Here is a 21,628-nt window from a genome sequence, read left to right as displayed (position 1 = left end):
TTGGAGATCGACCTCCTACAGTAGTTCTCCGGGGGCTATCGTACTAGAATTTCTCTAAGACGATAGCCTTTTAAAATCTAGTACATAACAACCTCCTTTCCTTTGATCTCATACGTACCATGATGTAACCAACTAATATTAGACAGTAGACTATCTATAGTGTCGGCCTTAGTTATTTCAATTGTATATTTCTTTGTCTTTATATCAGGACTGCTCGCAACCAATCGGTAACCATATATCTGATCTATCCGTAGAGCCAACTCTTCGAAACTTACAGATTGGAGGAAAACATGACGTGACTCAGGGTCAAATCTTCCCCTATCAAACTTGTACGGATTGCTGTGCATTGTCTTTTCATCAAGATGTATAGCGTCACCAATGGTTAAGCCTGTGTAGTTTTGATGAGCAGCCTGCACATTCACTTTACCACGGTTTACCTGTATATCGGTATACCCTAATTGTCGATACGATGTAATTGTAAACGCTGTACCTAAAACGCGGGTAGTTGTAGATTTTGCCTTCACTATAAATGGTAATTTGTCATTTTTAATAACATCAAAATAGGCTTCACCATCTATAACCTCAATATTCCTATTTCGCGCGCCAAAATCTTCTTCATAACGGATTTCTGTATTAGCACTTAACCACAACTTAGACCCATCGGGTAATATGATTTTCTTTTCGTCCATCGCTCCTGTAGCGAGACTGATATACGCTGTTCGTTGCATGGGAAAATGGATAGCATAATAACCTGCAAAAAGCAAAATAACGATGACGGATGCTACAGCGGCATAAACTCTGTATATGGAAATATTTCTTGATTGTGCCTTATGTATTTTGGGTATAATAGTGTCGTTCAATTCCTTCGAACGCTTAATTTCCTGAAACTTGGCACGTCTTTTTTCTTTCTGTTGTAAGGTAACAACGGTGGAATCTGCCGTTTCCAGGTCATGACTTATCTCTGCTAGACATTCATTAATATAGTCTTTATCTATTTCTAAAGATAGATAGAGTTCTACTACATGTTCTTCTTCTTCTGAACAGTGACCACTAAAATATTTTATTAATAATTCCTTATTAGGTACTAGCATGTTTTTAAATAGAGTTTTATAATGCCTCTATTAATAAGAATCCTTAGGCCGTACCTATTGGCTAGTGAGCTGTAAAATATTTTTCAATCGAATTAACCTTTGGTAATAAAAGGTAGGATTAATGTAAGAATACTGATCGCTTCAACTGGGGTGTCATGAAGTTCTTTACGGATAACTTTTAGGGAAGCTTTTATATGGTTATTGACCGTATGGACGGACAATGATAAACGATCACTTATTTCTTGATTGCTCATATACTCTTCGCGGCTCATTAGGAAGACTTTCTTTTGCTGCGGGGATAATTTTTCTAATGCCTGATAGTAACATTCCAAAAGCTCTTTATATGGAATCGACTTGTCATCAATAGCTACGTAATCAGACTCTTCAAAACCGTCTAAACTGACTGTCTTTAATACATTTTTTCGCAGGTATCTCGCTATCTGTTGTCTTAAAATGCCAAAAAAATAACTGTCCATACGCTCGACTTTATCAGATTTCGACCTTAAATCCCAAATCTTCATCATCGTATTCATACTGAGCTCTTCGGCTACATGTTCATCTCGAATAACCCTATTTGCAATACGATAAAAATGTGGATATAAATGGTCAAAAACCGCTTCAAATGCACGATCGTCACCTTCAATCCAAGCTTTAAAATCGTCCTGTATTAGAATGAAATTTCCTGAAACAATCATTTGATCGTAAATCTAACTTTTAAATATTAACTAATTATTAAGGTTTTTTTATGCTTCAAGGTGAACATAAAAGCTTATCAGCATTGTTTTTAGACTAAACAGTTGCAAAGTAATAATCTTTTTACAAAAACCCAAACACTCTAAATGAGACTTCAAACTCTTATCCTAATATGGAACAGAAATAACCACCTTCATCTAACAGAAAAAACACTACACCTATTCCTATAGATGGATTAATGACAATGGAACAATTATAAACGACTTCGAGCGTCCAATAATAGCTTTGATATCACCTGAGGAGGAGAAGGAATAAAAATAGAGGTATAAAACGAGCAAACGAATTTATACTTTGTAGATGTCTCGACACACTCGATTACCTGTCCCGCTTTCGGGATGACGACGCCAATTCCATAAGCCCCCCACTCGAACAAAAAGTAAAAGAGAAATCATAAAGGGAATGATTTTTTTTAACATAAATTAAAATCTGTTATTCATCTAACTTATACAATTGCTTAGCATCAAATAAAATTTTTCACACAAATAAGCATACTCATTCTGTACAATAGATAAAAATAAATTATCGCTCTTATCAAAGAACCATTAAATAAAAACTATCTCCAAAAGGAGAATACCCTTTTGATAAACACTCAAAAAGATAATTTACAATACGAACTTGTACGCGTTGTGCAAAAATTATTGAAATGTAAAAAAATACTTACTATATTCGCAAGAGCTTAGACCCTGTATACAAGACCACTAAGACAAAAAACCGTATATGAAGAACTTGACCCTGAGATTCATTTCTTGGCTTAATAATATTGAAAAGAAGCTCCTAAAACAAGGTGAGCCGGAATACAATATGCCAAAAGACACTATATCCGACGCGACGATCGTAGACTTTGAAAGGATACCGGGTAAATATTATCCGGAGTTGGATGACTACAAAGACAAGTATATCTATCGACATATGGATCCTTCGAACAGGAAAAAACCAAAATCCAGTCCGCTCCGCTCCTTTCCGAAAAAAGAGGTCTACAAATGTTTTGGCTGGCAGCTCCATCCTTATGATATTGAAAAACTCGCTTCCTATATCGTAGCCAATCCACGTCTATCTTTTGTCATCAACCAGAGCGCCATAGCAGGTGCTACAGAAGCCGATATCCTCATCCTCACGAGTGGGTCGGGCAAATACCATATAGACAGCTTTCTATGCGACTTGGACACTTCCGAAAAATTGGTCATTATTGCTTCTGTACGGGACCTCGATAGTGTAAAGCAGGATATCACACACCGTATCGATGCGCATTTCAACAAATTACATCCTTTTTCGCAGCTGGACTTTAACAACCTGATCGATGAGACCATTGATACAGCACTTGCCATGCAGACGGAAACAGAATCAAAAAGCGAGAAGCTAAGCGAAAAATTCAGCTTGTAAAAGTTCAAAACAGTAAAGATAGGAGATAGTCCGATACAGGTACTATCAGCCGCCAAAAAAGGGGTTAAAAATATTTTCTTACCTTTGTCCCCTGTGCGCCATTTAATAATTTCCATTTTCATAGCACAGTAGTCCCACTCTATAACTAAAAGCGCACGTCGGCCGTCTACACTTGAAAATCCCGGAGCAGGAAATTATTTGACCCTTATTTCGAAAGAAAAAAGCCTCCTTCGGAAACAAAAGCAGCCCATTCTCTGTTTTTGTTTCAATACACATGATGATCAAATTCCCAAAAATAAGAACCACCCTCAGTAAAGGCGTCACGCTACCCAGCTTGATTTTTATCCTAGGCATCTGTTTGCTATCTGCAGCCTTCCCTTTACTGACCGAAGATCTACTGAACACCGTCAAATCCTTTATCTTTATTAACCTCAACTGGGTATATGTCTGGGCCGTGACGATCTTTGTCATCTTCCTCGTCTACCTGATGTTCAGCAAATACGGTGACATCAAACTCGGCAGCAACGACAGCAAGCCCCAGTATTCATTTTTTTCCTGGGTATCCATGCTCTTTGCCGCAGGAATGGGAATCGGACTGATGTATTTTAGTGTGGCGGAGCCCATGCAACATTATTCGGACCCTGTATTCGATGGCAACACGCTGATCAATCGTGCCAAGAACGCGCAGTTATATACCTTCTTCCACTGGGGCATACATGCCTGGGCCATATATGGTATGGTGGGACTGTCCTTGGCTTACTTTGCACACCGATACCGGCTACCGCTGTCGCTACGTAGTGGATTCTACCCGCTTTTAAAAGACAAGATCAGTGGCCGATGGGGCAATGCTATTGATGTATTTGCACTATGCAGTACTTTCTTTGGTATCACTACCACGCTGGGATTTGGGGTTGTGCAGATCAGCTCCGGATTGGAGACGCTTGGCATTATCCCGGAGAGCAGCTTCACCTACCAGATTGCTATCGTCACTATACTGGTATCCCTGTCTATCTTTTCCGCTGTATCTGGTGTAGACAAAGGTGTGCGTATCCTGAGCAACATCAATGTAGCCAGCGTAATCGTGCTCCTACTTGCTGTACTCGCGCTAGGCCCTACCGTCTATCTTATAGGTAGTTTTACCGAAGGACTGGGCAACTACTTTAACAATTTTTTCAACCTCACCTTTGGTACACATGTGTATGAGGAGGAGACCCTGCCTTGGTTTTACAACTGGACTATCCTGTACTGGGCATGGTGGATCTCCTGGTCGCCCTATGTCGGGCTATTTATCGCCAAGATATCCAAAGGGCGTACCATCCGCGAATTCATTGCCGCGGTGCTCATCCTGCCCACTCTGTTCAACTTTATATGGATGTCGGTCTTTGGCAACAGTGCCATGTGGATCGACCTTAACATAGCGGATGGGGCATTGAGTAAGCTTGCTACAGATCCTGATGCCCTTATGTTCCGCTTTTTTGAATACCTGCCTTTGTCCACCGTATTCAGCTTTGCTACAATCCTTATCATCGTGATATTTTTCGTGACCTCTGCCGACTCGGGTATCTTCGTGATGAACGGAATCGCCACCAAGAATGCGAAGATATCGCCCAAATGGCAGATTATATTCTGGGGTGTGCTATTGGCCACGCTTGCGCTCTTGCTACTCAATGCCGGAGGATTACAGGCGTTACAGAGCATGACCTTGATTACGGCGCTTCCCTTTTCCATTATCGTATTGCTATTCATTGTCAGCCTCGTCAAGGCCCTGGCTATCGACAGAAGCTACTATGAGAAAGACTTCTCGGCATCCACTGTACCCTGGTCGGGCGAATCCTGGAAAGAGCGGCTCAAACAGATTGTCTCCTTCAAGGACAGTAAGACTGTAGACCAATTTATACAGACTACGGTACGCTCTGCCTTCGACGAGCTACAAGCCGAATTTCAGTCCAACGGTATCGAGGCCAAGATCAACACGCACGAAGATCCCACACGTATTGAGATCGAGATCCACCACGATGTGGTCAATAACTTTATCTATGGCGTAGAAAACCATGCACGCGAAGTCTCCGATTATCTCCTGACAGAGGACAATCTACCCGATATACGTGAGGAGGAAAACCATTTTCCAAAATCCTATTTTGGTGATGCCCGGGAAGGATACGACGTACAGCTATTCACCAAAAATGAACTGATATCTGATGTGCTGAAACACTACGAGCGCTTTATCGAGATCATTGTCGAACAGCGCAACGAGATGTTTATCAGTATCAATGCCAATAGAAGGATGAAGTAGCTTACTTCTTCCGCTTTGCGCGCTCCTGTTCCAAGAGTGACTCCAGCTCCTTCAGTAGCTCTGGTCGCTCTTGGGCAAGATTGTTGCGCTCACCGATATCAGCTCCCAGATCATACAGTTGGGGGCTCTTGCTATTGCCGAGCTCGGTCTTTGTATGTGGATCATAGGCCGCCCCACCGCTAGGTGCGATGTATTTCCAATTTCCTTTACGAACAGCCAAGGTACCTCCCTGTTGGACGTACACCTCCCTACCTTTATCACCATGGCCCAACAAGGTACTGAGCAGAGGTTCGCTATCTAACGCAGTCGAAGGCTTCTGCTGTCCTAACAATTCTGACATCGAAGCCAATATATCCACTTGACTAAGCAGAGCTCCCGATACTTTCCCCTTCGCTACGCCCGGGCCGGATACAATAAAAGGAACACGTGTGCCTCCTTCGAAAATACTGTATTTACCTCCCCGCAAAGGGCCTGCCGGTAGATGCCCATTAAGCTGCTCTACAGCACCATCTACATAACCATCATCCAATACTGGCCCATTATCGCTCGAAAAGATAACGATCGTATTATCCGCTATACCTAGAGATTCCAATTGCTGCATCAACCGCCCGACTGTCCAGTCCATCTGTAATATCGCGTCGCCTCTATAGCCTAAGCCACTCTTACCCTTGAAATAGGTCGCTGGCATACGTGGCACATGCGGCTCGGTCATCGTAAAGAATAAAAAGAAAGGGTTCTTGTGCTGCTGCTCGATAAACTCTTGGGCCACGGACAGAAATGTGGTCGTAAGCTCTTCGTCTACCCAACGTGCCTGTGTGCCTCCTGTCATATACCCGATCCGCCCGATCCCGTTGACAATGGTATTGTCATGCCCTTGATTGGGCGATGAAGGCATCTTCAGCAGTTCTGGGTTTTCCTTACCTGTAGGATCTGTACCTATCTTCTTATGGTAATTGACATGGATCGGATCTTTGGTATCTAGCCCGACCACGTGGTGGTTTTCCATAAATACGGTAGGCACACGGTCTGCCGTCGCCGGGAAAATAAAAGAATAATCAAACCCTACTTCATTAGGCCCTGGTTTTACCGCAGCATTCCAGTCCTTCTCCACTTTATCTCCAAGCCCAAGGTGCCATTTACCAATAATAGCGGTACTATATCCTGCATTTTTGAATACCTTAGGTAAAGTCACCTCGTCTGTAGGGACGATCAGTTTCGCATCTCCGGGCAATATCCCCGTTCCTTCTTGTCTCCAAGGGTACCTCCCTGTCATCAGTGCGTAGCGCGAGGGTGTACAGGTTGCAGATGTACTATGCCCGTTTGTAAACCGTGTCCCTTGCTCCGCTAGGCGGTCCAAATGAGGCGTCTTTATCTTGGTCGCGCCATAACTGCCCAGATCCCCGTAGCCTAGATCATCGACATAGATAAAAATAACATTGGGTCGCTGCTGCTGTGCATGCACTACCTGAACTAGAAAACTCATTAAAGCTGCTGTAATAGCCAGCACAGGACCTATCATACTATTGGGAGTTCGAATCATAAAATCAAGAATGGTTGAAAGGCCTAAATATAGCAAAGAATCTGCAAAACCGCCTCACAATAATGAATAGCAAGAGTGTACCACGCGACCTCAGTGCAAAGGTGTTAACCCCAGCTTAACTAAATCATAACAATCTATTAGCCAAGCATCAGTATTACCTTAACATCACTATATTAGTTTTGCTCTAAACACAAACTAACACTATGTCTACAACCTTACTTCGCTCCTACAGGCCACTACTGTGCCTACATTTATCCTTATTCATTCTTCTGCTTCATAAACAGGTCCAGGCCCAAGGAACACAAGCCTCTATCAACGGCCGTGTTACTGACGAGCATGGCAATACCGTAAGTAGTGCTACTGTACGCATACGGAATACTTCCACTGGATTTACCACGAGCACTCTCACCAACGAACGCGGGATGTACGATCTCAAGCAACTCCCACTGGGTGGGCCGTACACGGTGACGGTACAATCTATGGAAAAGGGGGAAGGATCGGCAGCTGGTGTACAACTCAATCAAGGTGATGTGGCCTTGGTCAATATCACTCTGATCTCCAGCTCACGCTTACTGGATGCAGTAGAGGTACGAGCCAATGCCTTACAGAATACCAAAGATTATCTGGGAGCGGCCACCGCTTTTTCCTCCAAAGATATACGTTCACTGCCCGTCAACGGACGTAATTTCACGTCCCTCACGGATCTATCTCCCTTGGCTCGAGGAGGGAGCATCTCCGGACAGCTAGGCTCCTCGACCAATTTCACCATCGACGGCATGAATGCCAAGAACCCTACATCTGCCGGAGCGACCACTAGCCGCAGCGGCGCTCCGTATTCCATCTCCATGGAAGCTGTACGGGAATTCAAAGTCGTAACCAACCAGTATGACGTCACCTTTGGCCGTAGTGGTGGTGGTACGATATCTGCAGCTACCAAAGCAGGTACCAATACCCTTACTGGATCGGTCTTCGGTTTTGGCCGTGCAGACTGGCTCACCAGCAACTACGATATACGGGGCAATAAGCGCATCGGCGACTATTCTACGTACCAATTTGGTTTTTCTTTGGGAGGCCCTATCATAAAAGACAAGCTACATTATTTTGTTGTGTGGGACAGGCAGCAGGACAACCGATCGCTATTGATTGCTGATGTGCGGTCGACCTCCAACGAGGAACTCTATAAAATAAGTGCTACGACACTGGATCGCTATATGGGTATTGCACGTAGCAAATATGGTGTTTCTGATCAGGCCCAGACTGGAGCTATTCCCAAAAAGAGGACTTCCGACGCGGTATTCCTACGCCTGGACTACCAGCTTAATGAAAAGAACTTATTGACCATCCGCAACAACCTCACTTACGATTACAACCCTATGGGACTGGGCGACAATACCAACATTAATATTCTAGAATCCTGGGGGAATGACAAAAACTTTGACAATAGCCTATTGGCTACATTGCGTACCTCTATCTCCCCACGCATTACCAATGAGCTCAAAGCACAATACCTCTACGTGTACCAAAACAGTACGCAGAGTGACCTCATCGGCAAAAATTATATCCCCCGCGCTATTGTAGAAAACGTATCGTCGGATATCAATGGCAAGTCACTGGCAACCAACATACAGCTGGGCGGACACCGCTTCGCACAGGAAAGCTTCCGCAATCATGTATTTCAAGTATCGAACAACCTTTACTACGATACCGATTTTGCCAAGTATACCTTCGGAGCAGACCTCATGGCTACCCGCTCCAGTTCTATCTATGGGTCGGAGGTCAACGGCCGCTTCCACTATACCACTACTGCCAAGACAACTACTGCTGCCGAAATACCGGCCTTAGACAATTTTGAAAATCTGAAACCCTACCGCTACTATCGCGAGGTCCCTCTTAAAGACGATATCTCCGTCAAAGGTACCATTGCCAACATCGGTCTTTACGGGCAGATGAAAAAGAATCTAATGGCAGGACTGGAGATGACAGCAGGTGTTCGTCTAGACTACGCATCCTACCCCAAAGCTACTTTCAATCAGATGGTATACGATGAGCTCGGCATCCGTACGGACAACAAGATCAGCTCCTTCATCGTGCAACCTAGATTACAGTTCTCTTGGGATATCAATGAGAACCAGACCGACTTCCTACGTCTTGGTGCTGGTATCTTTGCTTCAGACCTCAACAACTATGTCATCATCAACAACCTGACATTCGATGGTTCCAACCTAGCTACCGTCGATGTACGTGGCAATGATGTTCCTACACCGGATTTCAACGAGTACCGTAACGACAAAAGCACAATCCCGTCTCTCGCTCAGCATCAGCTACCGACGATCAACTACACCGGCGAGGATGTCAAAGTACCCACGGTCTACAAGGCCAATATCAATTACAGCAAGTTTATCACCGATAGATTCAAAGTCGGCATCACCGGGTACATGACTTTAGGACGTAATAACTACACCTATATCGAACGCAATATGGTCGATCAGTCCTACTTCCGCCTGGCCAATGAAGCCAATCGCGGAGTATTCGTACCTGCCGACCGCATCGACAGTAAGACTGGGCAACCTGACTGGAAAGATGGTCGCAAATCCAATAAACTAGGCCGTGTATTAGAGCTGACCAGCATCGGAAAGATAAACCAATATGCAGTCGTACTGGACGCTACCTACAATTATTTTAAGGACGGTGCCATCACGGCCAGCTATACCTGGAATGACACCAAGGATAATACGTCTTTCAATGGTAATGTTGCCAATACGGCTACCTTGGTACAGCCTGTGGTCGATGATCCCCGCGACCTCAGCATGATCACCTATTCGGACAATCAATTCCGCCACAAAGTAGTAGCTTATGGTACATTGCCTACATTCTACGGCGTAGAAGTAGGTGTCCGTTATACTGGTCTAGGCGGTACACGTTATACTATCCGATCGGGCGCTAATACAAATGGTGATTTTGTAACACCCGACAATGACCTGGCCTATATCTTTGACTGGACGAATACCGCATTACCCGAAAATATCATCAAGGGATTCAATGGTATCCTAGACAATCCTGAGGCTAGTCAAAGCCTAAAAGACGTACTGACAAAATATAGAGGCCGTATCGCTGAGCGCAACGCCGGAGAGAACAGCTTTTTCGGGACCGTTGATATCCGTATCGCCCGCAACTTCAGATTTTACAAAACACATGGTATAGAGATTTCTGCGGAGATCTTCAATTTTGGCAATCTATTGAATAAAGAGTGGGGAGTCAATCACTCCTTGGGCAACCAGACCCTATATAAGGTCAACTCCTTTGATGCAGCCAAACAAGAGTTTGTCTATAGCGTCAATTCAGTAGGTGCCAAAGGTTACGCTGGCAATCCCTACCAGATACAGTTAGGATTACGGTACGCTTTTTAACACCTAGCGAAAGTTCAAAAACAAAACTCCCAATCGTTGGCGCTGCGGTCATTGATTGGGAGTTTCTCATCATATGCTATACCTATCTTAAATCTTCCTAACATCTTCCCGGAAAATTTTCTGAACAATAATATTCTACAAAAAAAACACTAGATTAGCCTGTCGATAACCTATCTGTGCGACGAGTTAGCACAGAGACCTATAGCCAATACAGAAAAGAATAGTACAACCATTATGGAACCTACACCTCAAAAAAGCAAACGCTTGACATCATTGGACGCACTCCGGGGGTTTGACATGTTTTTTATCATGGGCCTGGCGGGGATAATAGTCGCCTTGACGGAGTTATTTCCCGATTCGACAACCATGCAGTGGCTGGGCAGCCAGATGCACCATGTCGAGTGGCATGGCCTGACCCATCACGACACTATTTTCCCGTTATTCTTATTTATAGCGGGGATATCATTTCCCTTTTCACTACATGCTCAACGACGCTCCGGCAAGAGCGAAAGCGAGATCTATCGAAAGATTATCAAACGGGGTATCACGCTCGTCTTATTGGGAATCGTATACAACGGCTTCTTCCAGCTCGATTTTGAGAACTTGCGCTATGCCAGTGTACTGGGCCGCATAGGACTAGCCTGGATGTTTTCCGCATTATTATTCGTACGTTTCGGTACCAGGACCAATCTAGCAATAGCGGTAGTCCTCTTGGTCGGATACTGGCTAGCACTGTGGCTGATTCCTGATGCTTCTGATCCCTATTCTTTTGAAGACAACCTAGTCGGCACAGTAGATCGCCTATTACTCCCTGGTAAGCTCATTTACGGCTCCTTTGATCCAGAGGGGCTATTGAGTACCATCCCTGCCATCGCCATGGCCATGTTCGGTATGTTTACGGGCCAGTGGATCCAACTGCCATCGGAGAGATACTCGGACTCGAAAAAGATCAGCTATATGCTCGTGACAGCGGTCTTATTAATCCTGATCGGTTATATCTGGAGCCTACAGTTCCCAATCAACAAAAAACTATGGACCAGCTCCTTTGTATGTGTGGTGTCGGGTATATCCTTAATCTTGTTCTCGCTATTCTATTACCTGATGGATGTCAAAGGGTATACGCGGTATGCTTTGTTCTTTAGTGTCGTAGGGCTCAACTCGATCACGATCTACCTCGCTCAGGAGATGGTCAGTTTTTCGAAAATATCCAATTATTTCTTAGGAGGTCTCATCGAGCACCTACCGGAAGGATATGGCGAGCTGCTCAGTAATATCGGTTATTTTGCCGTCTGCTGGCTATTCTTATATTTTTTATACAAAAAGAAGATATTCCTCAAGGTATAATACCCTATAAAAAAGGCCCAGACACTAAATCTGGGCCTTTTACTTAATTACACATTAACTGAATGAGGAGAGTTACAAAATTCGATTTTGTATTTCGACGCAATTATATTGTGTGTAAAGACGAATTTATGTAGGTTTGGATGTTAGCAGCATGGTGCTAAAGACCTTTCGTAAATTGACAAACGACATAGAATGGAATCGGAACAAAAGACCCAAAGATCGAAGAGAAAGATTATCATCATTGTAGCTATTATTCTTGGGCTACTTGTTTTTGCTGGAACTTATGCATACAAAAGATATAAAGAAACCAATGACGAGAGTACGGTACAAGTGACTGTAAAATCGCCAATACAACTATATACCTATGATATAAATGTCAGAGAAAATAACGGCTTTACAAAGTATAAGCTAATCCCTGCAAACACAATAGTAGACATCGAGTTGGAAAAATGGCGTAATCTTGAGGGGGTAGGGTATTTTTATAAGATCAAAAATATGGATGACAGGGATGATATTTTTGCAGAAGAAAAAATCCATAAATATATTCCGTCAAGCGCATTATCCTATTATAGTTTTGATAACCTGAATTATTACGAGGTGTTTCCTTCGGATGATTATAATGATATCCCTTCGCGTTTTCAATCCTGTATTGTCGATTTATTCTATAAAAACCAATACCACAGTAATAAAGTATGGCGGTTTACCAGTATCCCCGACAGGGTAAAAGATGTCGTCGCCTTTGGTGACTTTGTCGGTAGTAATATCCAGGATGTGGCTATTGTGCTGGAAGATTATTCGGCAGAAAACAGTCAGGTTTATATTCTTCATAAAAATGCTTCCAACGGCTGTGACATCGTCTATTCCGGCAATTGGGGGACGGCACCTACAATCAAAAGCTTCAAAAAAGGACAACTGATCTATATCAATGAATACTATGGAAATCTGGATAAAACAGCCGCTCCAAATGATGGTATTTTCATAAAAAACGCTACCGAATACAAAGCTATTTTCTATAGCCCGAAAGAAAAACGTTTTGTACAATATGACCAATATACCCCCGAACAGGTACAGAATATAGAAAAGAGCATAAAGGACAATCCCTATAATGAGGAATCTGGTGAGGATACATCCAGTGAAGAAATAAATCCCGAAACAAGCGAAGCAACAAAAAACGAAAATTGAACCTGTTTTTTCTCTAAAGAGTGCATTCTTCTAAGTACTTTCTTGATTTGTACCTCAATTGTCCATACCGGTCCGTCATTTGTCCACCTTTTGTCCACCCCCTAAAACTTCATATTCGATTTTTCAAGTCTTACTTTTGTGGATTAGTATATATTCATATCCGCCCAAGTAAAGCATGCTTTGTCAAATGAAATCGATAGCCTCCTTCTTGTTACTTATTTTTTCTATCCACTCGGTATTTTGTCAGGACAATAAAGGCAGTGCCCTGTTCGAAAATTCTAAGGTAACAATAGAACAAGACGCTATAAGGTCTCTATTCGGCGAAACGGTTTATCTTGGTCCTCAGGCGGAGTGGACGATTGATGGTACACTCGAGATCTGGTGCCAGCAAGTCTGGATATCCCCTGGGGCAAGGATCCATGGAAAAGGTCGAATTCTAATCTATGATCCCTCAGAAAGTCAGTATTACGAAGGCCTTAAAAAGAAGCCAACAATAGTCGATGGGAATAACGGTGATTTTATCAAGCTATTAATAGAACACCACAATAGCAAAGGTATCATCCTCGAAAACATTGATGATCCGGGTTATGGTGTCGTAAGCCCTTCGGGCCCGGAAGGTGCAGCACTAAACATCGGTGGAGAGCTAAAGCTCGCACAAGATGGAGCTGATATACAACTCAACGGCTATAACCTATCGTTTGATAAAGAGGCATCCATAACGCAATATGGCAATCGCCGTAAACTGATCATGCGCAATGATTATGGATATGTTTCCAAAGCTCTTATCTCTGGGTCTCAGTTTCTATTCCCAATCGCTACCCCAACCCAGCATTATGCTCCGGTAGTAATATCTGATAACGATAAGGAAGCAACTATATATGCACGGGTAAATGATTATATCGGTAGCACAGTGCATCATAAAGACCCGCAATCGGGTATTGATCTTAATTGGCAGATCTATGCCTCGCAGCCGCTAAATGTAACATTGACTCTAACACATCCGATGGCCGTTAATAAGGATAAATATACGGATGAGAAGGCCTCAATCCATCAATTTACAGGATCGGAAGACATGGATCTCCTTCCTACAAAACGGATCTCTGAAGGGGTACATCAATCTTGGGCAGTACTGTTGGCTACAAATGATGTCGATTATACCTCTTGGTTTACAAAATCAGTAGCATTGTCTAATAATTTCTTTATCCCCAACACATTTACGCCAAATGGAGATGGGGTAAATGATCGATTTGTACTACTGGGACTTGAAAATTTTGACGCTGTTATTCTCACTATTTATAATCGCTGGGGAAACAGTGTTTATCATAACCTGATGTATGATAATAGTTGGAACGGCTCTGGATTAAATGGTGGAACTTATTATTACATCATCGAAACTAAAAAGGGGAATAACAGCTCGCTATATAAAGGATGGGTTTTATTATTAACAGAAAATTAACGGTATGCAAAAAATATATAGTCTATTCGTAGCAGCTTTCCTGATTATCGGAGGAGCAAAGGCACAGTCAAAAATATCGGACAGCAGTGGCGATAAAGCGCTGCCAAGCAAACAGGCAATTCTGGAACTGAACAGCAAAACACGCGGATTACTACACGCGCGTGTCGAGTTAAGAGATACCAAAGATCCCTACCCACTAACCACTCACGAGGCTGGTATCATGGTGTTTAACACCAAAGCCGTTGCTGATGTCTTGGTTGGCATTTATTATAATGATGGGACAAAATGGGTTGCGAATCTTTCGGCTTACGATAGTTGGCTGCAGGCAGGAAATACAGGATCGGTCACAGATTTTGTAGCTTCGTTGAAAGGATCCAAAGGAGATAAAGGGGAAGCCGGTGAAGAAGGACCACAGGGTATACAGGGGCCAATAGGACCGATTGGAGCGCGAGGTCCCAAAGGAGATAAAGGAGAAACCGGTGACGAAGGACCACAGGGAATACAGGGACCAATAGGACCGATTGGAGTACAAGGACCTAAAGGAGATAAAGGGGAAACCGGTGGCGAAGGACCACAGGGAATACAGGGACCAATTGGACCGATTGGAGTACAAGGACCTAAAGGAGATAAAGGGGAAACCGGTGGCGAAGGACCACAGGGAATACAGGGACCAATTGGACCGATTGGAGTACAAGGACCCAAAGGTGATAAAGGGGAAACCGGTGGCGAAGGACCACAGGGAATACAGGGACCAATTGGACCGATTGGAGTACAAGGACCCAAAGGTGATAAAGGGGAAACCGGTGACGAAGGACCACAGGGAATACAGGGACCAATTGGACCGATTGGAGTACAAGGACCTAAAGGAGATAAAGGGGAAACCGGTGACGAAGGACCACAGGGGCCTGCTGGTCCCGCAGGGTCGGACGCTACGATAAATAATGTCGCGGCAACGGGTGATCTGACAGGTACATTTCCTGGACCACAGGTCGCAGGTCTGCGTGGCAAGCAGATCAGCAGTACAGCCCCTGTATCCAATGATATTTTAAAATTTGATGGTACGCAATGGGTACCATCAGCGCCAAGCTCGTCTTCGAGCCTAGTACTCCCCTACTCAGCCAGTGAGAACAATGCATCCACGTTGTTTTCAATTAAAAACAGTGGAGAAGGAAAAGCAATATCAGGAACACTTACCGGTAGTAGCTCTAGCCTAATTGCAGTAGAAGGGCTGATCGACAACACCTCACCGGGAGGCTTTTCTACCGGTATAAAAGGAATCAACAACGGTGCCGGAGGGCTAGGAATAGGCGTTTGGGGTTCGCATGCTGGATCAGGCTGGGGTGTATACGGTGTTACGCCCAACGGTCTCGGAGTATATGGCAATGCCACAGGAAATGGTACCGGGGTGTATGCAAATAGCAATGCAGGTATAGGGCTTACCGCAACGAGCAATAACGGTAAGCCTGCTGAAATCTCTATATTCAATGCCTCCAATAACAATACTGTACTCAAAGCAAGCTCCGTAAGTAATGGAACGGTAATAGAGGTCTCTACAACAGGTAATGGCAAAGGAATCAATGTGAATACGACTTCGGGCTTTGCTGTACACGGCACTACTGCAGCACAAACCTCAGCAGGTATTGTCGGAGATAACTTTAGCGGAGGAGAAGCTATTGTAGGCCGCGCCAAAAGCGATATCGCTGGTGCAGTCGTAGGTCGTAATGATGGCGGCGGCTATGGTGTTCGTGGTTTTGTGGCAACGGATAATAAAGGTACTGGTATAGGTGTATTTGGACAGGTTGGACTTAACAATAGCACTGGCCGGGCCGGACGCTTTGAGAATACAAATGCACAGAACAAATCCAATACCTTGGAAGTAGAAACCAATGGAAATGGAGACATCCCAAATAACCAACAGGGCAATGCGGCCTCATTTAAGGTAGACAATACGAATAGTGTAGCGGCGGCAGTCCGTGCTGAAGTGAATACGATATTCGGAAATTTTGGTGCAGCGGCTGTATTTGGCACCTCTTCGGGTACAGGTGGCCGTGCAGGCCTCTTCCATGCATCCAACCCTAATGGGTATGGTCAAGCCCTAACGGCTATTTCGGATGGTAACGGGAACGCTATAACAGCTAATGTTGCAAAGGATGGGAATGGAGTCGAAAGTTCCATTGCTGGTACGGGAAATGCTATATATGGATGGGTACCAAGTTTTGCAACAGGAAAAGCAGGTAAATTTGCAAACTTTAATGAGGATAATACGCAACCAACGGTGAGTATCAGCACCAATGGAAAAGGAAGCACCTTATTGGTCGATCATAAGGGGACATCTGGAGATCTCGCTATATTTCAAAAAAATGAAGTCAATGTAGCACGAATCGATCTAGCAGGCAAGGCATTTTTCAATGGTGGTACGCAAAATAGTGGGGCAGACATTGCGGAAGCCTTTGATGTGATCGGCGAGCGAAATACCTACGAGCCTGGCGATGTGCTCGTGATCTCGATAGATGAGGATCGTACAGTGGAAAAATCATCCGATGCCTACTCGATATTAGTGGTAGGTGTATATGCGACCAAACCTGGGGTATTGCTGACCGAAGAAGATATGGATACCGACATCTCAGACAAGGTACCTATGGGAGTAGTAGGTGTAATCCCAACCAAAGTCTGTAACGAGGGGGGGGCTATCCAACGGGGCGACCTACTGGTCACCTCTTCTACACCGGGGGTAGCCATGAAAGCTGATCCTGATAAAGTAAAAGTAGGCCAGGTAATCGGTAAGGCCTTACAGCCGTTTGCAGGAACTGGTGTCGATAAAATAAAGGTATTCGTTAACGTAAAATAAAATAAGATGTATAGTAGATTATTGATTTTAACCTTCATATTGTGTACAAACAGTTTGTTTGCGCAGTCAAATAAAGAAAACGAAAAGGTGCAACAGATTTTAAAGGTATCTGGTGATAGCCACAATGGTAAACCTCAAATACTGAATGCTACACGTACTTCCTTACCTATCTCGAGCAATGAAGACAAACGCAGTCAAATAAAGAGCAGAGAGGAGTTGCTTAATTGGATCTTTTCGGCATCCCCAACGACAGGGGGCACTGCTACTAGCCCGACATTACAGTCTAGGTCTATCTCAAATACCAAACCCAACCCTGGCAATGTAAAGTTGGCATCGGATCAACCCGTAGAAGAACGAAAAATAGAAATGCCTAAAAATATACTTAAGACCAATAATCAGGGACAATAATAGGATTGTCCCTTAGTGTAGAAGCGGACAAGGAAGAATAGCCCTCACGAAAGTAAGAGCTATCTCAATATACTAAACATTGCGTGTGCTTACGCTTTTTAGTTAACCTCCGTACTTAAGACGTGCATCAGCGACACTTTGTATCTTCTGGTCGATGTCTTTTGTAGAAAGATTGTTCTTTAACTTATCCTCTTTAATTTTTTTGGCTACCTCTAATGCCTGATCCCAGCGCAAGTTACGGAAGAGAATATGAAAGTAACTATCCAGGTACCGTACATCTGGATTGCGCTGTACTAGAGTCTCCATCCATTCAATTCCTGCTACTCCTCTGTCTTTGCCCCATATCAAATTGGCCAGCATCATTGTTAAGGATATGGTATAATCATCGTTATTCAAACCATATTTTTGTAAAAAGCTGGTTCCTTTTTTCATAAAGATCTCTGCATCGCTTTTGTTGTCGCTGTCCTTAAAATCAAAAACATCATAAAATGCAACGTACTCTTCGTAATATGGATAATTTTTGGCTTTAAACTGTTCTAACTTGGTATTGAACTCTGTGAGATCTTTATTCATTATCCCTGAGTATTGCAAGTTCTTGAGATACCAGAGGTAGCTTTTGGCAATCGTACTGTCAACTCGTCCTTTACCTACGGTCTGGTAATAGTCTTCTTTATGTTGCTCTAAATAATCGAACGTATTGGAAAATGGTGGCTCTTTGACGATTTGCATCAGATCGAAAGTGCTCTTGTTGGCCTTTTGCTCTTTAGAAAGTGTTGCAAAGTATTCTTGAAAATCAGCCGATGCCTTATCATTCTGATAAGCACGTATCAGTGATTCGAAGTACTTATACGTAAAACCTTCTTCTCTATTGCCTGACTCCCACTCCTTTTTTAAGGACAATTGGTTCTTTTTGGGATCTGACGCTATTTTACCAAGCTCGATAAGCCCCTGTACATCTGGAGCACCTGCTGCAGAATGCACGATATCGCCATTCGCATCTAAGAACATCAATGTAGGATAGGCCGCTATTTTATACTTTTTACCTAATGCGACTCCGTAACCGGTATCATCGCATTGGATCTTAACACTAATAAAATTGTTGTTGTAAAAGTCTCCAACTGCTTTATCCGGGAAAACATTGGCTGATAAGGCTTTGCAAGGGCCACACCAGGAGGTGTAAAAGTCTACAAATATCAGCTTATTCTGTTTCTTAGCTTCTTGTAGGCTTTCTTCTAGATTGGTATTAAAAACAATCCCCTGCGACCAGCCGAGATGTCCTATAAAAATAAGACCAATACTGAGTATTATACGTTTTAAATATATCATGTGTTTGTTCAATTTGTCATAAGAAAGCGTCCGATCTCTTTGTTGGACTGGACGCTTTCAAATGGCATATACGCACCTATTTTTTTAAACGGATACCGTCTAAACAGAAATACTGTGGTGTCAGTAATTTGCCCTGTGCATCTCGGTAATCGCCATCCATCTTAAAGCGAAGTTGATCTACCTTACCTAGGTTACGCAAACCTACGGCCACCCAATTATTCTGAGTATAACTATGTGTCGGATTATCTGGATTCACACCCGCTCGTACAGCAAGGAAATGTGTTACTTCGCCCACTTTATTACCTCCAGAGTAGCCTTCTATAATCAGCTTTACCTGTCCCAATTTACGATCGGCATAAGCTTTGTCGTATGCACCCTGTGCTTCCTCGGCTGTCTTGCCTGCATCCAAAGCAGCCTTCTTAGCTGTATTTCCAGCTTTTTCTTTTTCCAGCGTAACATATCCATCTAGGCGAATAAGATCGGAGCCTTGTACCTGAGGTAAATAAAATACTCCGTACATAGTCGTTGCTGTATTCGGAATCAACGGATTGCGCACTTTAGTGCCTGTAGATTCGTAAGCCTGGGTTACTTTGTTCAATGTCCCGGAATAGGTACTCCCATAGAATGTCTGTAGATACCCATACGTAGTATTGGCAACCAAAATATGTTCTACCTCGGAAGGTGTCTTAATATTGATCACAGCTTTACCACTTCCAGCATTACCCACGAGGTAATTCTCTGTACGGTTGGGCACGTTGGTAAAAACCGAAAACAATGTTGAGTCTATCGCTGTCTGACGTTCTTGACCTGCAAGCGTAGGCTTACCAAAAGTATAACTCAGTGACCAAGGGAACGATCTATAGTTTTTATTGGAAAGGGCGAATCCTTCAAAATCACCTGAAGGCAAACGCTTGCCTGAAAAGCTTACAAACCCCGCCTTGTCCGATCCAGACTGCGCTCCCTCAATAAATTTGAAAGAGAAGCGATCCATCTCCAGTTCATTGAAAGTAATATCCTCTGGGTAAGGAGTAAGTGAGTCTTTGGTCTCTTTGCTACAGCTTCCCAAAAATAGAGATAGCCCTAAGAGAAAATATGTTGTTTTTGTCATAGCCATAACTTTATTTCAATTCTGGATTTTGTTTAATCAATTTGTTACTAAGAATTTCATCCTTAGGAATCGGGTAACATACTCTATTCTGCTCAAATTGGACATCGTCTTTGATGGTCTCGATATAAGGCTTTCCATCTTTCATAAATCGTAAACTAGCAAAAAACTCAGATCCATTCTCTAAAAAGGTCTCCTTAACGATCTCTTTAAAAATGACATCCATAAGTTCGTCTTTAGAAGTCGCATGCAATGCCGGGAGCACTGGCGATACACGCTTAGCACGCATCTGATTGATTGGAGCCAACGACTCGGCTATCGATGCACCAGTACGCGCCAACAATTCGGACTTCATTAAATACAACTCGGGATAACGGAAATAGTAAACGGCATACTTTTCGTCGACGGGATTTGCCTCTAATCCTCCTACTTTCCCAAGTCTTGTCAGTTTCTTGAAAGCAAAACAGAATGTCTCGTCCCAAGGCTCTGGAGATCTTACATTACCGGTAATAAGCGGCCAACGTGGATCCGACTTAAACCAATCTGCTCCGTATTTTAAACCTGCATTAAGTTCTCCACCAACTCCTAATGGCAATCTGTTACCTGCGTATACAAGCCCATATGGATAATTGTGTCCAGCATAGGTCGTTCTTGCTCCATTATTCTCAAGATAACGAGCGAACAAAACCTCATTACTATCCCATGCTTTTGCATATACATCTTCCAGTTTTGCCTCCATTGCAAATGTCGACGGACTTTCTTGCATTACTGCATTTACCAAATTTAAGGATTCTGTTAACATAGCGTTATTACCTAATGCAGTTCCTCTATATAATAATAACTTGGCTTTGATAGCTTGAGCAAATTGTTTAGATACATAGCGAGGCGTTTTAAAAGCTGCTCCATGTGTAATAGCATAATCCAAATCTTCCATAATACGCTGATAACTCTCGCCAACGGATATACGAGGTTGCTGTACATTACCTAAATCAGCAGCCTCAGCACGGTAAATCAACCCATATTCTGAGGCATCCTCTGCCCACCAATGTCCAAAGTTCCATAGAATGTTCAAATTGATCCATCCGCGTAATGCTCTTGCTTCGGCAACTAGATTCTCTTTAGCTTCTGCAGAAGGGAATTTATTAACATCCAAATCTTCGACTCCTTTAATAGCGAAGTTGGCCGCATTTAAGGCAGTATAGAAACCAAACCAGATCGTATTGTTCGTAAAAGCCTCTTCTCTATAAGACATTTTATACTCCTGATCGAAAACACCGTATATACCTGATTTTGATCCCTGTGCCAAATACAACTTACCTGCCCATTCGTCATTTTGAAATTTAGAGTAAATCCCACCTACTGCCGCTTTGGCCTTATCATAATCTGTGACAGAGTTCTTGTCTGTCAACGTATATTTTGGTTCTTCTTCCAAAAAACCCTCACATGACTGCAATAAACCTGCAGCAACTAGGAGTCCAATATATAAGTATCTCAT

General features: G+C 43.3%; 14 protein-coding genes. 8 read left to right on the top strand and 6 right to left on the bottom strand.

Annotation, left to right across the window (positions count from 1 at the left end; genetic code table 11):
• Positions 1-77: 77 nt before the first annotated feature.
• Together CLV99_RS21825 and CLV99_RS21820 are read right to left on the bottom strand one after the other, a co-directional pair.
• Positions 78-1,091 carry a FecR family protein gene (locus CLV99_RS21825; RefSeq protein WP_133586639.1) on the bottom strand — a complete coding sequence of 338 codons (1,014 nt, stop codon included), beginning with the start codon at positions 1,089-1,091 and terminating at the stop codon, positions 78-80.
• A 92-nt stretch (positions 1,092-1,183) separates the two neighbouring features.
• Complete coding sequence (locus CLV99_RS21820) at positions 1,184-1,786, bottom strand: sigma-70 family RNA polymerase sigma factor (RefSeq protein WP_133586638.1); 603 nt, start codon at positions 1,784-1,786, stop codon at positions 1,184-1,186.
• Between the two features lie 775 nt (positions 1,787-2,561).
• Between CLV99_RS21820 and CLV99_RS21815 the strand changes: the two genes are divergently transcribed.
• Both CLV99_RS21815 and CLV99_RS21810 read left to right on the top strand, forming a co-directional pair.
• On the top strand, positions 2,562-3,224 hold the full coding sequence (locus tag CLV99_RS21815; protein WP_133586637.1) for a hypothetical protein: 663 nt from the start codon (positions 2,562-2,564) through the stop codon (positions 3,222-3,224).
• A 274-nt stretch (positions 3,225-3,498) separates the two neighbouring features.
• Complete coding sequence (locus tag CLV99_RS21810) at positions 3,499-5,517, top strand: BCCT family transporter (RefSeq protein WP_211348620.1); 2,019 nt, start codon at positions 3,499-3,501, stop codon at positions 5,515-5,517.
• Position 5,518: 1 nt separating this feature from the next.
• Here CLV99_RS21810 and CLV99_RS21805 read toward each other — a convergent pair whose 3' ends face one another.
• Positions 5,519-7,057: a sulfatase family protein gene (locus CLV99_RS21805; protein WP_246032831.1), complete on the bottom strand. Its 1,539-nt coding sequence runs from the start codon at positions 7,055-7,057 to the stop codon at positions 5,519-5,521.
• A gap of 203 nt (positions 7,058-7,260) precedes the next feature.
• Here CLV99_RS21805 and CLV99_RS21800 point away from each other — a divergent pair, with 203 nt between their 5' ends.
• The 6 genes from CLV99_RS21800 to CLV99_RS21775 all read left to right on the top strand — a co-directional run bounded on the left by CLV99_RS21800 (position 7,261) and on the right by CLV99_RS21775 (position 17,702).
• On the top strand, positions 7,261-10,464 hold the full coding sequence (locus tag CLV99_RS21800; protein ID WP_133586636.1) for a TonB-dependent receptor: 3,204 nt from the start codon (positions 7,261-7,263) through the stop codon (positions 10,462-10,464).
• Between the two features lie 234 nt (positions 10,465-10,698).
• Positions 10,699-11,808 (top strand): acyltransferase family protein, encoded by a 1,110-nt coding sequence (locus CLV99_RS21795; RefSeq protein WP_133586635.1) that lies wholly within the window; start codon positions 10,699-10,701, stop codon positions 11,806-11,808.
• A 192-nt stretch (positions 11,809-12,000) separates the two neighbouring features.
• Positions 12,001-12,990, top strand: a complete 990-nt coding sequence (locus tag CLV99_RS21790) for a hypothetical protein (protein ID WP_133586634.1) — start codon at positions 12,001-12,003, stop codon at positions 12,988-12,990.
• Positions 12,991-13,177: 187 nt separating this feature from the next.
• Positions 13,178-14,446, top strand: a complete 1,269-nt coding sequence (locus CLV99_RS21785; protein WP_162850185.1) for a gliding motility-associated C-terminal domain-containing protein — start codon at positions 13,178-13,180, stop codon at positions 14,444-14,446.
• 4 nt (positions 14,447-14,450) lie between these two features.
• Complete coding sequence (locus tag CLV99_RS21780) at positions 14,451-17,294, top strand: collagen-like domain-containing protein (RefSeq protein WP_133586632.1); 2,844 nt, start codon at positions 14,451-14,453, stop codon at positions 17,292-17,294.
• Positions 17,295-17,300: 6 nt separating this feature from the next.
• A complete protein-coding gene (locus CLV99_RS21775; protein WP_133586631.1) occupies positions 17,301-17,702 on the top strand; it encodes a hypothetical protein in 402 nt (133 codons plus the stop codon).
• Positions 17,703-17,804: 102 nt separating this feature from the next.
• Here CLV99_RS21775 and CLV99_RS21770 read toward each other — a convergent pair whose 3' ends face one another.
• The 3 genes from CLV99_RS21770 to CLV99_RS21760 form a co-directional block, all read right to left on the bottom strand.
• Positions 17,805-19,028, bottom strand: a complete 1,224-nt coding sequence (locus CLV99_RS21770) for a thioredoxin family protein (protein WP_133586630.1) — start codon at positions 19,026-19,028, stop codon at positions 17,805-17,807.
• A 76-nt stretch (positions 19,029-19,104) separates the two neighbouring features.
• The gene (locus CLV99_RS21765) at positions 19,105-20,136 is read right to left on the bottom strand and encodes a DUF4465 domain-containing protein (RefSeq protein ID WP_162850184.1); all 1,032 of its coding nucleotides are present in this window, start codon (positions 20,134-20,136) and stop codon (positions 19,105-19,107) included.
• 10 nt (positions 20,137-20,146) lie between these two features.
• Positions 20,147-21,628, bottom strand: coding sequence for a RagB/SusD family nutrient uptake outer membrane protein (locus tag CLV99_RS21760; protein ID WP_133586628.1), 1,482 nt, complete (start codon positions 21,626-21,628; stop codon positions 20,147-20,149).

The sequence above is a fragment of the Sphingobacterium yanglingense genome (assembly GCF_004363245.1).
Lineage (GTDB): Bacteria > Bacteroidota > Bacteroidia > Sphingobacteriales > Sphingobacteriaceae > Sphingobacterium > Sphingobacterium yanglingense.
This window is presented reverse-complemented; position numbering and strand designations above follow the sequence as displayed.